Source organism: Citrobacter sp. BDA59-3 (assembly GCF_015167655.1).
Classification (GTDB): domain Bacteria; phylum Pseudomonadota; class Gammaproteobacteria; order Enterobacterales; family Enterobacteriaceae; genus Phytobacter; species Phytobacter diazotrophicus.
The window spans coordinates 3,925,447-3,938,291 of the sequence record NZ_CP063427.1; the positions used below are offsets into that span (position 1 = coordinate 3,925,447).

The following is a 12,845-nucleotide window of genomic DNA, read 5'->3' on the forward strand; positions in this document are numbered from 1 at the left end:
CAGTCACAAGTAAGGTAGGGTTATGATTTCAGGCATTTTAGCATCCCCGGGTATCGCTTTTGGCAAAGCACTTCTGCTGAAAGAAGACGAAATCGTCATTGACCGGAAAAAAATTTCTGCCGATAAGGTTGACCAGGAAGTTGAGCGTTTCCTGAGCGGTCGTGCCAAGGCATCAGCGCAGCTTGAAGCGATCAAAACGAAAGCTGGCGAAACTTTCGGTGAAGAAAAAGAAGCCATCTTCGAAGGCCACATTATGTTGCTCGAAGATGAGGAGCTGGAGCAGGAAATCATAGCCCTGATTAAAGATAAGCACATGACTGCCGACGCGGCGGCTCATGAAGTTATCGAAGGTCAGGCGACTGCCCTTGAAGAGCTGGACGATGAATACCTGAAAGAACGTGCGGCTGACGTACGTGATATCGGTAAGCGTCTGCTGCGCAATATTCTTTGCATGCCTATCATCGACCTGAGCGCCATTCAGGACGAAGTGATTCTGGTTGCCGCTGACCTGACCCCGTCAGAAACCGCACAGTTGAACCTGAACAAGGTCCTCGGTTTCATTACTGACATGGGTGGCCGTACTTCACACACCTCCATCATGGCGCGTTCTCTCGAACTGCCTGCGATTGTGGGTACCGGCAGCGTCACCTCTCAGGTAAAAAATGACGACTATCTGATTCTCGATGCGGTTAATAACAAAGTATACGTTAACCCGACCGAGCAAGAAATTGAGACGCTGCGTAGCACTCAGGCTCAGGTAGCCGAAGAGAAAGCCGAACTGGCTAAATTGAAAGACCTGCCAGCCATCACGCTGGACGGCCATCAGGTCGAAGTCTGTGCCAACATCGGTACCGTGCGCGACGTCGCAGGTGCTGAGCGCAACGGCGCGGAAGGCGTAGGTCTCTACCGTACCGAATTCCTGTTCATGGACCGCGAGTCCCTGCCGACTGAAGAAGAACAGTTTGCAGCATACAAAGCGGTTGCCGAAGCCTGTGGTTCTCAGGCCGTTATCGTTCGTACCATGGACATTGGCGGCGACAAAGAGCTGCCATACATGAATTTCCCGAAAGAAGAAAACCCGTTCCTGGGCTGGCGTGCAGTGCGTATCGCCATGGATCGCAAAGAGATCCTGCGCGATCAGGTACGTGCGATTCTGCGTGCTTCCGCTTTCGGTAAACTGCGCATCATGTTCCCGATGATCATCTCTGTTGAAGAAGTGCGTGCACTGAAAAAAGAGATCGAAATCTACAAACAGGAACTGCGTGACGAAGGTAAAGCTTTTGACGAGACAATTGAAGTTGGCGTGATGGTCGAAACCCCTGCCGCCGCCACTATTGCTCGTCATTTAGCCAAAGAAGTTGATTTCTTTAGTATCGGTACCAATGATTTAACGCAGTACACTCTGGCAGTTGACCGTGGTAATGATATGATTTCACATCTTTACCAGCCGATGTCGCCGTCTGTACTGACTCTCATCAAGCAAGTTATTGATGCATCTCATGCCGAAGGTAAGTGGACCGGTATGTGTGGTGAGCTTGCAGGCGACGAACGTGCTACACTTCTGTTGCTGGGGATGGGTCTGGATGAATTCAGTATGAGTGCCATTTCTATCCCGCGCATTAAGAAGATTATTCGCAATACTAACTTCGAAGATGCGAAGGTTTTAGCAGAGCAGGCTCTTGCCCAACCGACAACGGACGAGTTAATGACGCTGGTTAACAAGTTCATTGAAGAAAAAACAATCTGCTAATCCACGAGATGCGGCCCAAATTACTGCTTAGGAGAAGATCATGGGTTTGTTCGATAAACTGAAATCTCTGGTTTCTGATGATAAAAAAGACACTGGAACCATTGAGATTGTTGCTCCGCTTTCCGGCGAAATCGTCAACATTGAAGATGTTCCGGATGTTGTATTCGCTGAGAAAATCGTTGGTGATGGCATCGCTATCAAACCAACTGGCAACAAAATGGTAGCGCCTGTTGACGGTACTATCGGCAAAATCTTTGAAACCAACCATGCCTTCTCTATCGAATCCGATAGCGGCATTGAGCTGTTCGTTCACTTCGGTATCGACACCGTTGAACTGAAAGGCGAAGGTTTCAAACGTATCGCAGAAGAAGGTCAGCGCGTGAAAGTCGGCGACCCGGTTATTGAATTCGATCTGCCGCTGCTGGAAGAGAAAGCCAAGTCTACCCTGACTCCGGTTGTTATCTCCAACATGGACGAAATCAAAGAACTGATTAAACTGACCGGTAGCGTTACCGTTGGTGAAACCCCGGTTATTCGTATTAAGAAGTAATTCTTGATGCATATAAAAATGGCACCCTTGCGGTGCCATTTTTGTTTGTTACGCCGGAAGAATCAGCTCGTCGTAGCCTTTCTCCAGCGTATAGCGCATAACGTCAGTCACGCGCGCCCCCGCCCCATTTACCGCCTCGGCCAACGGTTTCCCCTGAACAATATTACTGACCAGCTCAGAGCAGAACAGATCCCCGGTTCCTTTTAAATCCGCCGCAATACGCGGGTGAGCACTTATTTCAACGCTCTCCTTCGTCACCAGAACCACATGGATGCAGTTATCATCAGAAGGGACCGGCGCGCTGGTAATGGCAACCCACTGCAAGGTGTCAGAGAGCAGTCCTTTCGCCGCCTCCACCGCGCTTTGCATATCACGGCAGTGTTTACCGCTCAAAATTTCGAGCTCGAAAACATTGGGCGTAATCCCCTGCGCCAGCGGCAACAAATGTTGGCAATAGGCTTCGGGAATTTCAGGCTTCACGTACATACCACTGTCGATATCGCCGATGACAGGGTCGACGAGCACCGGCAAATGTGGGTGCTTCTCTTTTAGCGTTTTTAACCACTGCGCCAGAAGCGCAATCTGGCTGGCGCTGCCCATATAGCCTGTTGTTACCGCTTTCAGTTCGCGCAAGATATCGCGCTCTTCCAGCGCCTGCAAATAGCCGCTGAACCATTCGTCAGGAATGATGCCGCCATAAAAGGTATCGTAATGGGGTGTATTACTGAAAAGCACAGTAGGCACTGCCGTCACGCTCAAACGATGCTGACGGATGTTCGGTACCGCAATACTGTTGCCTACGCTGCCATAGACGACTTGCGACTGTACAGCAACGATATCGGTCTGCTGCGCACGGGTTTTGTCCCTGAATAAGATCATCTCCATACTTAGATCCCTGCTCCCTGTGAATAGCTTTCTTCGCCAAATACGCCCGTTGAGAGATAACGATCGCCACGATCACAAATGATAGCAACAACGACCGCTCCCGGATTTACTTTCGCAATACGCAGTGCGCCAGCAACCGCGCCGCCCGAACTCACGCCACAAAAAATACCTTCCTGTACCGCCAACGCGCGCATGGTATTCTCCGCATCACGCTGATGAATATCCAGCACCTCATCCACCAGCGAAGCATTGAAAATGCCCGGCATGTACTCCGCAGGCCAACGACGAATACCCGGAATGCTGCTCCCCTCTTCCGGCTGTAAGCCAACAATGGAGACCGCTTTTTCTTGCTCGCGAAGGAAACGTGATACGCCGGTGATAGTCCCGGTCGTCCCCATGCTGGAGACAAAATGGGTGATTCGCCCCGCCGTTTGTTGCCAGATTTCTGGCCCGGTGGTCGTGTAGTGTGCGTAGGGGTTATCGGGATTATTAAATTGATCCAGCAGCTTGCCTTCGCCGCGCTGAGCCATGGATAGCGCCAGGTCACGCGCGCCTTCCATACCCTGCTCTTTGGTGACCAGAATCAGTTCTGCGCCATAGGCGCGCATCGCGGCGCGACGCTCCTGACTCATGTTATCCGGCATCAGCAGCTTCATGCGGTAGCCTTTGAGCGCAGCAATCATTGCCAGAGCAATACCGGTGTTGCCACTGGTCGCTTCGATCAGGACATCGCCCGGTTTGATTTCGCCGCGCTTTTCCGCCTGAACAATCATCGATAACGCGGCTCTGTCTTTGACCGAACCCGCCGGATTATTCCCTTCCAGTTTGACCCAGATCTCACTACCGTTATCGGGTCCAAGACGTTGCAATCTGACCAGCGGCGTGTTGCCGATGGTTTGCTCTAATGTATTGTTCACTCACCCTGTCCAATAAAAAAGCCCGGTCGCGCATTCGCTTACCGGGCCTACGGGCAAGTGCGTTCTGATGCACTCACCTCAACCCTCTTCCTGTGGGAGAGGGTGCAAATACTATAAACAGCCCGAGGGTTGCTTTGCATTTACCGTGTAGGCCGGGTAAGCGCAGCGCCACCCGGCAACAATTTCTGATGCAATAACCTATCAGGCAGATTCTGCGAGAGCAAGCTCCTCGCGGTTTTCAATCCGCTCATTACCTGCGTAGAGGCGTGCCTTCTGTAAGCCGACAAACAGGCGATCGCCGCGCTCTGGCGCGTCATTCCCGGTCAGTACCACGCTCAAAGGTTCGTTATGCCAACCCAGCGGCTGTACCACCAGTTGGGTGTAATGACCTTTAGGGGTAGCTTCGAGTACCTGTACCGGCAGTGGTGAATCAAGGCTGGTACGACGACTGATGTCGACTTCCCACGGACGCAGGAACAGATCGACCTCACCCTGCTGCGATGGTGTATAACCCAGCGGCCAGCGGTGGGCCCCCACATGGAACTGCCCGCCGCTGATGGTGCCTTTCAGACGGTTAACTTCACCCATAAATTCCAGCACGAAGCGGGTAGCAGGCTCGCGCCACACCTGATTAGGCGCATCGGCCTGTTCGATATTCCCCTGGCTCATCACCACCACGCGATCCGCGACTTCCATCGCCTCTTCCTGATCGTGAGTCACAAAGACACTGGTAAATTTCAACTCTTCGTGGAGCTGACGCAGCCAGCGACGCAGTTCTTTACGCACCTGCGCATCCAGCGCGCCGAAAGGCTCATCAAGCAGCAGAATCTGTGGCTCTACCGCCAGTGCACGCGCTAACGCAACGCGCTGTTTCTGCCCGCCGGAAAGCTGGGCCGGAAAACGATCCGCCAGATGGGCCAACTGGACCATTTCCAGCAAACGGGTAACTTTCGCTTTAATGGTTGCGGAATCCGGGCGCTCGCGCTTCGGCAGTACGGTCAGACCGAACGCGATATTGTCGAACACGGTCATATGGCGGAAGAGTGCGTAATGCTGGAACACAAACCCCACTTTGCGCTCGCGCGCGTGAATGCGGCTGACATCGGTACCGTGAAAACGAATACGTCCGCTGGTCTGGTGTTCCAGACCCGCAATAATGCGCAGCAGCGTGGTTTTCCCGGAACCCGACGGCCCCAGCAACGCGACCATTTGACCCGAAGGGATATCCAGAGAGATATCATTCAGCACCTGGGTGCGACCAAACGACTTCTTAATATTGGCAATCTCAATGCTCATGATTTCCCTCCTGTTGCGCGCGTTTTTCCTGATTGTTCAAACGCCATTGCAGCGCACTCTTTAAAAACAACGTCAAAATAGCCATCAATGTCAGCAGGGCGGCTGCGGTAAATGACCCCACCGCATTGTAATCCTGCTCAAGTAATTCAATTTGCAGCGGCAGCGTGAGCGTCTCGCCGCGGACCGAACCTGACACCACCGATACCGCGCCAAACTCACCAATAGCGCGCGCATTGGTCAGCACCACGCCATAGAGCAGCGCCCAGCGGATGTTTGGCAACGTTACACGCTTAAACATCTGCCAGCCTGATGCGCCTAGCAGAACCGCGGCCTCATCTTCCTGGCTGCCCTGACTCAGCATGACAGGCACCAGTTCGCGCACCACAAACGGACAGGTGACGAAGATAGTCACCAGGACCATGCCCGGCCAGGCAAACATGATTTGCAGGTTATGAGCTTCAAGCCACGGACCCAACGGACCATTGGAGCCATAAAAAAGCAGATACACAAGGCCTGCCACCACCGGTGAAACCGCGAACGGAATATCGAGCAGCGTGAGCAGCAACTGGCGCCCGGGAAAATCAAAACGCGTCACCAGCCAGGCCAGTAACGTACCGAACACCAGATTCACCGGAACCGAAATTAACGCAACCAGTACCGTGAGCCAGATGGCGTGCAGCATGTCTGGATCAGCGAGATTCTGTAATACCGGGAGCAGCCCTTTGCTAAAGGCATGCACAAAAATGTAGACCATCGGCACCACGAGAATGAAGGCTGAGACTATCATCCCGGTGCCAATCAGAAACCATTTCCCCCAGTTGATGCGGGGGCTGTCATAGCGTTTCAATTCAGTAACTTCCGCCATTAGTGACCTACCACACGTCGACCAAAACGACTTTGCAGCGTATTGATGGAAAACAGCAACAGCAGCGAGGCCGCCAGAATCACAGACGCAATCGCACTGGCCGCCGGGTAATCAAACTCCTGCAGGCGCACAAAAATCATCAGCGAGGTCACTTCGGTTTTCCACGCAATGTTCCCGGCGATAAAAATCACCGCGCCAAATTCACCAAGGCTACGGGTAAAAGAGAGCGCCACGCCTGCTAACAGCGCAGGGGAAAGCTCCGGCAACACGACCTTGCTAAAACTCTGCCAACGGGTTGCGCCGAGCGTTTCAGCCGCCTCTTCGTACTCCGGACCCAGCTCTTCCAGAACGGGCTGGACGGTACGCACCACAAAAGGGATGCTGGTGAAAGACATCGCCACCGCGATACCGAGCCAGGTATAGGTCACTTTGATATCGAACTTTGCCAGCCACTCGCCGTAAAAGCCATTGACTGAAAACAGCGAAGCCAGCGTCAGGCCCGCAACGGCCGTGGGCAATGCGAACGGTAAGTCCATCAGCGCATCCAGCAGCGTGCGTCCCGGAAAGCGGTAACGGGTCAAGATCCATGCCATCAGCAGGCCAAACACGCCGTTAAAAAGCGATGCCACGAATGCCGACAGGAGCGTCACTTTGTAGGCGGCCACCACCTGCGGATTAGTGACGACCTCCCAGTACTGCGACCAGCTCATTTGCGCCAGTTGCATCACCAGCGCGCTTAAGGGCAACAGCAAAATCAGACAGACGAACAGCAGGCTGGTCCCGAGACTTAAGGTAAAACCGGGCAGCACACGTCTGGAGGAGACTGCAAACATTACTTACGCCCCGCCGCCAACAGTTTGTCTAACTCACCGCCGCTGGCGAAATGTGTTTTCATCACATCAGGCCAACTGCCAAATTTGTCTTCCACGCGGAATAGCTCAGTCTGCGGGAATTTATCTTTCAGTTTGGCCATCACCTGCGGATTATTCACGCGGTAGTAGAAGTCCGTGATAATAGTCTGTGCCTGCGGGCTGTAAAGATAGTTAAGGTAGGCTTTCGCGGCCTTCTCAGTCCCATTCGCTTCGACGTTTTTGTCGACCCATGCCACCGGGAATTCCGCCAGAATGTTGGTCTTCGGAATCACCACCTCAAAGCCCTGATCTTCATATTGCTTACGAATGTTGTTTACTTCCGATTCAAAGCTTATCAGCACATCACCCAGGCCACGTTCGGCAAAGGTGGTGGTCGCGCCACGACCGCCGGTATCAAACACTTCGACGTTTTTCAGAAACTGGGTCATGAACTGTTCAGTTTTGGCTTTATCGCCGCCGTCCGCCTTGTCCGCCGCGCCCCAGGCGCCTAAATAGGTATAGCGGGCGTTACCGGACGTTTTCGGGTTCGGGAAAATCAGCTTCACATCCGGACGCACCAGATCGCTCCAGTCGTGGATGTTTTTCGGGTTGCCCTTGCGCACCAGGAAACCCATGGTGGAGTAAAACGGTGAGCTATTGTTCGGCAAACGGCTCTGCCAGTCCGCCGGGATCAGGTTGCCTTTGTCATGCAGGATCTGCACGTCAGTTACCTGATTGTAGGTGACGACATCGGCTTTCAGGCCCTGTAAAATCGCCAGCGCCTGCTTAGAGGAACCCGCGTGAGACTGTTTAATCGTCAGCGTGTCGCCCGCGTTATCCTTCGCCCAATGCTGCTCAAACGGGGTATTGAGGGCGGCAAACAGCTCGCGAGAGACATCATAGGAACTGTTTAACAACTCCGTCGCCTGCGCCTGGGAGACCAGTAAGGTCATCGCTGCCAGCGTCAGATATCCTTTTTTCAGTAAGTTAACGGCCATTGCGCACCCTTATAAGATGATGACGATACAAGCATCAGTTTATTTATAACGCGTGTGAAACCAGTAACGGTTTTATATACCGTTTGGTGCTTTGGAAGTTGAAAAGGGAATAAGCAATGAGGGGTAGATTGCCCTCCCCCCACGCTACCCGCATTCCGGTGAGCAACAGAGGGAGGGTGAAGAAATTACAACGACAGCAAACGTTCTACAGAAGGGGCGAAATAGTAGCCGCCGGTTACCGGTTTGGTGAAGCGCAACATCGCATCACGTTTACCGTCAGCGTCGCCAAACATACTCAGTAACTGCTGCTCAATGTTATATAAGCGCGCGCAATAGGCACAGAAATAGAGGCCATGCGTTCCGCTGGCAGTGCCGTATGGCAGGCTCTGACGTACAATTTTTAAACCCTTGCCGTCTTCTTTTAAATCGACGCGGGTCAGATGAGAAGTGACCGGACGATCGTCGCCATCAATCTCTTCGTTCGCCTCTTTGGTGCGGCCAATCATCATCTCCTGATCGCCCACGCTCATGCGATTAAGCTGTTTGAGGTTGTGTTCCCAGCGCTGTACCAGCACATAGCTGCCGCCTGCATCCACACCGTCTTTGATGACGGCGACATCGCGACGAATTTCATCGCCAGCCGGGTTTTCAGTCCCATCAACGAAGCCACTCAGATCGCGGTCTTCAACCCAGCGGAAACCGTGAGTCTCTTCTTTCACATCAAGGGTGTCGCCAAACGCGGCCAGCGCCGCCTGCGCGACGGAGAAATTGACGTCGTGACGCACAGAGAGGATATGGATAAGCACGTCGAACTGTGTGGCAGGCGCCAGACCTTTACCCAGCGGTGTAAAATTCTTCAGCTCTTGCGCGCCTTCGCCGCCGCTCAGCTCACGCCAGATATCATGCCCAAAGGCAACAACTGCGCCGAGGGCCGCATCGGGGAATTTCGCCTGCAGGGTCGCCAGTTTGTCGATAAACACCCGGCAGCCTTCACGCAGGGCGTTTTTGTCACCCACTACATTCGCTTCAATCCAAATCGCCGCACGGCAATGTTCTGGCAATATGCCGCTCTGAACCTGAGACATCATTCCTCCTGAAAAAAAGATGCCACGCAACCGTGGCATTGATGGGCGTATTGTACCCGTTTTTTGTTCAGGACGCGGCGCGTAGGATCAAATTAGCGGCGCCAGATAATTTTGTGCAATGTCCAGGTCTTGAGCGCATCGTCAGACGGCATTAACCCTTCTGGCCCATTCCAGTTGCCGGTGAACACATAGCTAATATGCGCACTACCCGGAGCCTTACACTCAACGCCTTTGACATCGTCACCCGTTGCAGCAACACAGTTACCAAATGCTTTATCGTAAAGCCCACTAAACGCGGTGCCGGTTTTAACCCCATTAACCGTTTCAATGCTGCCGTCGAGAACATCCACCTGGCTTACGGTACCGTTCTCGCCGTTCACCACCAGCGCCACTTTGTCATCTTTCAATGCTTCAAAATAACGGACGATTTTGCCTTTCGCTGTTTTCATCCCGCTACGCAGGTGATAATTGCCGTCCAGCGCATCGTTGATCGCTTTTTCATCAAGCGCAGTAGTCGCTGCGATCCCCCCGACGCCCTGTTCACTCACCTCGATGGATGAGCCAAACCAGTTCCAGGGTAAGGCAGCAGACCAGTTGACCGAAGAGAGCGTTGAACAACCGGACAGTGCCAGTGCCAGCGCGCAGACGCTTATACGCAGGGATTTCATCTTTACATCCTTTCTTGTTAACTTGACGGCTATTGGAGTGCCGGAACAGTAAAAAGTGCCCGTTAATGATGATCCGGGTGAAAACAGGCCTGACAGCGCGGATTACTCAGCAGCCACACCAGCGCTATGATATCCGCCACGACAAGCCCGAGTCCCACGCCAGTGATAGCCTCTCCGTACAACCACAGCAGTGGCTGCCAGAGTAATAACGTGGCCTGCGCGAGAATCAGCAACAGGCGCATCAGACGCCAGAGACGCGGCAAGAGGTGCCTGCGACCACTCAGTAAAAACGTGAAAACGGCCGGGACACCGGGCAACAGGCCCAGCCAGAAAGTATCATGATTGGGATAAAACAAGGTCAACAGCGCATCGCCCTGCCCCCGCGACGCTGCCGCAATCACAAATAAAACCCAGGTTCGCGCCTGTAATAACAATACACACCAGAATAAAAACGGCAGCCGCAAACGGCCATGGCTGTCAAAATCAGCAGGCGTTAACTCAATATTCTTCATCTTCTATCAGGCGCTTACCTAAACACAGCGAGTCTGAATGCTCATAGCCCAGGCGTTCATACATTCCCAAAACCACGTCATTGTCTTCACGTACCATGATGTTGATTTTGGGACAGCCGCGAGCAATCAGTTTTTTCTCCAGGCGGCTTAATAACGCGTTGGCAATACCACGACCACGAAATTCCGGATGAACCCCCAGGTAGTAGGCTGAACCACGGTGTCCGTCATAGCCCCCCATCACGGTGCCGACGACTTCACCGTTGACCTCGGCGACCAGGAACAGGCTGACGTCGTGATTAATCTTACGTTCGATGTCCATTTCCGGATCGTTCCACGGGCGCAGCAGTTCGCAGCGCTCCCACAGGGTGATCACTTCTTCGAAGTCTTCCTGGCGAAAAACACGTATTTCCATGGTGTTACCTGCCCTTTTTTACGGTCAAAGAGAGATTATCGCGCGACCAGCCGCCGTAGCCAATATGCGGCGAAATCGCAGCAGGAAAATGGCATAATGTCACTCTGTCACGTATTGAAATGAAAAGTAAAACATTTCTTAGTAAGGACTGTCGTAACGGCCAACCCAATACGATATAACTCCAGGGACTACGGATAAAAAGAACAGGCTGTATGAGCACTTTCAAACCCTTAAAAATATTCACCTCGCGTCGTCAGGTTCTGAAAGCCGGCCTTGCCGCTTTAACGCTCTCAGGCATGTCGCGGGCCATCGCAAAAGACGATTCATCCCTTAAAACCAGCAATGGGCATAGCCAGCCGAAAGCAAAGAAAGCCGGTTCACGGCGTATCGTGATGCTGGATCCAGGCCACGGCGGCATTGATACCGGCGCAATAGGCGGCAACGGTTCGAAAGAGAAACATGTTGTGCTGGCAATTGCCAAAATTGTCCGCACCATTCTGCGTAACCGGGGCATTGACGCGCGCTTAACGCGCACCGGCGATACCTTTATCCCGCTTTACGATCGCGTGGAGATTGCCCATCAGCACGGAGCCGATCTGTTTATGTCCATTCATGCTGACGGTTTTACCAATCCCAGCGCGGCAGGGGCATCGGTCTTTGCGTTGTCTAACCGTGGGGCCAGTAGCGCCATGGCGAAGTACCTCTCCGATCGCGAGAACGCCGCCGATGATCTCGCGGGTAAGAAAGCGAAAGATAAAGATCATTTGCTACAGCAGGTGCTGTTTGATCTCGTTCAGACCGATACCATCAAAAATAGCCTGACGCTCGGCTCACATATTCTGCGCCAGATTAAACCGGTACACCGCCTGCACAGCCGGAATACGGAACAAGCGGCGTTCGTGGTGCTGAAATCGCCGTCCATCCCTTCGGTACTGGTGGAAACGTCGTTTATCACCAACCCGCAGGAAGAGAAGCTGCTTGGCACCACCGCATTTCGCCAAAAGATAGCCAACGCGATTGCTGACGGTATTATCAGTTACTTTAACTGGTTCGATAATCACAAGGCCCATTCGAAGAAACGCTGATGACCATACCGGATACCCACGATGTAAAATCCTTTCTGCTGTCACTGCAGGACGACATTTGCCAACAGCTTTCCGCGCTGGATGGCACCGCTTTCATTGAAGATAACTGGCAGCGCGATGCCGGCGGCGGCGGTCGCAGCCGGGTCTTGCGTGATGGCGCGATTTTCGAGCAGGCGGGGGTTAACTTTTCTCATGTCACCGGTAGTGCAATGCCCGCTTCGGCAACAGCGCATCGCCCTGAGCTGGCCGGGCGCAGTTTCGAAGCCATGGGGGTTTCACTGGTGGTGCATCCGCGCAACCCGTATGTGCCAACCAGCCATGCCAATGTGCGCTTTTTTATTGCTGAAAAACCCGGCGCCGACCCGGTCTGGTGGTTTGGCGGCGGCTTTGATATGACGCCATTCTACGGTTTCGAGGAAGATGCCATTCACTGGCACCAGACGGCGCATGACCTGTGCCAGCCGTTCGGGGAAGAGGTCTATCCGCGCTATAAAAAGTGGTGCGATGACTATTTCTATCTTAAGCACCGGAACGAGCAGCGCGGGATTGGCGGGCTGTTTTTCGACGATTTGAACACACCGGATTTTGACACCTGCTTCGCCTTTATGCAGGCCGTGGGCAAAGGTTATACCGATGCCTGGCTGCCGATTGTCGAGCGGCGCAAAGGGATGCCATGGGGGGAGCGTGAGCGTGAGTTTCAGCTCTATCGTCGCGGACGTTATGTGGAGTTTAATCTGGTGTGGGATCGCGGCACGCTGTTTGGCCTGCAAACGGGCGGGCGTACAGAGTCGATTTTAATGTCGATGCCGCCACTGGTGCGTTGGGAATACAACTACCAGCCAGAAGAAGGCAGCCCGGAGGCTGCCTTAAGTGCGTTTATAAAACCTCGGGACTGGATTATCGCGTAGATACTGTGAACGTCTTCAACCTTTTTAGCCACGGCTGATTCGTTTTCCCGCATGGCAACCATA

General features: G+C 53.3%; 14 protein-coding genes. 4 read left to right on the forward strand and 10 right to left on the reverse strand.

All coding sequences use genetic code 11. The annotated features are described in order from the left end of the window. The first annotated feature begins 22 nt into the window (after positions 1–22). Both ptsI and crr read left to right on the forward strand, forming a co-directional pair. Entirely contained in the window at positions 23–1,750 is a 1,728-nt protein-coding gene (gene ptsI / locus IP582_RS18430; RefSeq protein ID WP_193794048.1) for a phosphoenolpyruvate-protein phosphotransferase PtsI, read from the forward strand. A 40-nt stretch (positions 1,751–1,790) separates the two neighbouring features. Next, positions 1,791–2,300 carry a PTS glucose transporter subunit IIA gene (gene crr / locus IP582_RS18435; protein WP_039079736.1) on the forward strand — a complete coding sequence of 170 codons (510 nt, stop codon included), beginning with the start codon at positions 1,791–1,793 and terminating at the stop codon, positions 2,298–2,300. A 48-nt stretch (positions 2,301–2,348) separates the two neighbouring features. On the opposite strand, the gene pdxK is transcribed toward crr, so the two are convergent. From pdxK to IP582_RS18485, 10 genes are all read right to left on the reverse strand, one after another. Beyond that, positions 2,349–3,185, reverse strand: a complete 837-nt coding sequence (pdxK, locus tag IP582_RS18440; protein ID WP_193794049.1) for a pyridoxine/pyridoxal/pyridoxamine kinase — start codon at positions 3,183–3,185, stop codon at positions 2,349–2,351. Positions 3,186–3,187: 2 nt separating this feature from the next. After that, positions 3,188–4,102 carry a cysteine synthase CysM gene (gene cysM, locus IP582_RS18445; RefSeq protein ID WP_193794050.1) on the reverse strand — a complete coding sequence of 305 codons (915 nt, stop codon included), beginning with the start codon at positions 4,100–4,102 and terminating at the stop codon, positions 3,188–3,190. 201 nt (positions 4,103–4,303) lie between these two features. Then, entirely contained in the window at positions 4,304–5,398 is a 1,095-nt protein-coding gene (gene cysA / locus IP582_RS18450; protein WP_193794051.1) for a sulfate/thiosulfate ABC transporter ATP-binding protein CysA, read from the reverse strand. Then, on the reverse strand, positions 5,388–6,263 hold the full coding sequence (gene cysW, locus IP582_RS18455) for a sulfate/thiosulfate ABC transporter permease CysW (RefSeq protein WP_193794052.1): 876 nt from the start codon (positions 6,261–6,263) through the stop codon (positions 5,388–5,390). Before cysW ends, cysA begins: the two co-directional genes overlap by 11 nt. After that, a complete protein-coding gene (gene cysT / locus IP582_RS18460) occupies positions 6,263–7,096 on the reverse strand; it encodes a sulfate/thiosulfate ABC transporter permease CysT (RefSeq protein ID WP_079496187.1) in 834 nt (277 codons plus the stop codon). The genes cysW and cysT overlap by 1 nt, the downstream gene beginning before the upstream one ends. After that, positions 7,096–8,112 carry a sulfate ABC transporter substrate-binding protein gene (locus IP582_RS18465; RefSeq protein WP_193794053.1) on the reverse strand — a complete coding sequence of 339 codons (1,017 nt, stop codon included), beginning with the start codon at positions 8,110–8,112 and terminating at the stop codon, positions 7,096–7,098. Before IP582_RS18465 ends, cysT begins: the two co-directional genes overlap by 1 nt. A 185-nt stretch (positions 8,113–8,297) precedes the next feature. Beyond that, positions 8,298–9,197, reverse strand: coding sequence for a Dyp-type peroxidase (locus IP582_RS18470; RefSeq protein ID WP_039079729.1), 900 nt, complete (start codon positions 9,195–9,197; stop codon positions 8,298–8,300). A gap of 92 nt (positions 9,198–9,289) precedes the next feature. Next, complete coding sequence (locus IP582_RS18475) at positions 9,290–9,865, reverse strand: RpoE-regulated lipoprotein (protein WP_193794054.1); 576 nt, start codon at positions 9,863–9,865, stop codon at positions 9,290–9,292. Positions 9,866–9,927: 62 nt separating this feature from the next. Further along, the gene (locus tag IP582_RS18480) at positions 9,928–10,377 is read right to left on the reverse strand and encodes a DUF2919 domain-containing protein (protein ID WP_193794055.1); all 450 of its coding nucleotides are present in this window, start codon (positions 10,375–10,377) and stop codon (positions 9,928–9,930) included. Beyond that, positions 10,364–10,789 carry a GNAT family acetyltransferase gene (locus tag IP582_RS18485; protein ID WP_193794056.1) on the reverse strand — a complete coding sequence of 142 codons (426 nt, stop codon included), beginning with the start codon at positions 10,787–10,789 and terminating at the stop codon, positions 10,364–10,366. Before IP582_RS18485 ends, IP582_RS18480 begins: the two co-directional genes overlap by 14 nt. A 212-nt stretch (positions 10,790–11,001) precedes the next feature. Here IP582_RS18485 and amiA point away from each other — a divergent pair, with 212 nt between their 5' ends. Both amiA and hemF read left to right on the forward strand, forming a co-directional pair. Beyond that, on the forward strand, positions 11,002–11,874 hold the full coding sequence (gene amiA / locus IP582_RS18490; RefSeq protein WP_039079725.1) for an N-acetylmuramoyl-L-alanine amidase AmiA: 873 nt from the start codon (positions 11,002–11,004) through the stop codon (positions 11,872–11,874). After that, positions 11,874–12,782, forward strand: a complete 909-nt coding sequence (gene hemF, locus IP582_RS18495) for an oxygen-dependent coproporphyrinogen oxidase (protein WP_193794057.1) — start codon at positions 11,874–11,876, stop codon at positions 12,780–12,782. Before amiA ends, hemF begins: the two co-directional genes overlap by 1 nt. The last annotated feature ends 63 nt before the right edge of the window (positions 12,783–12,845 follow it).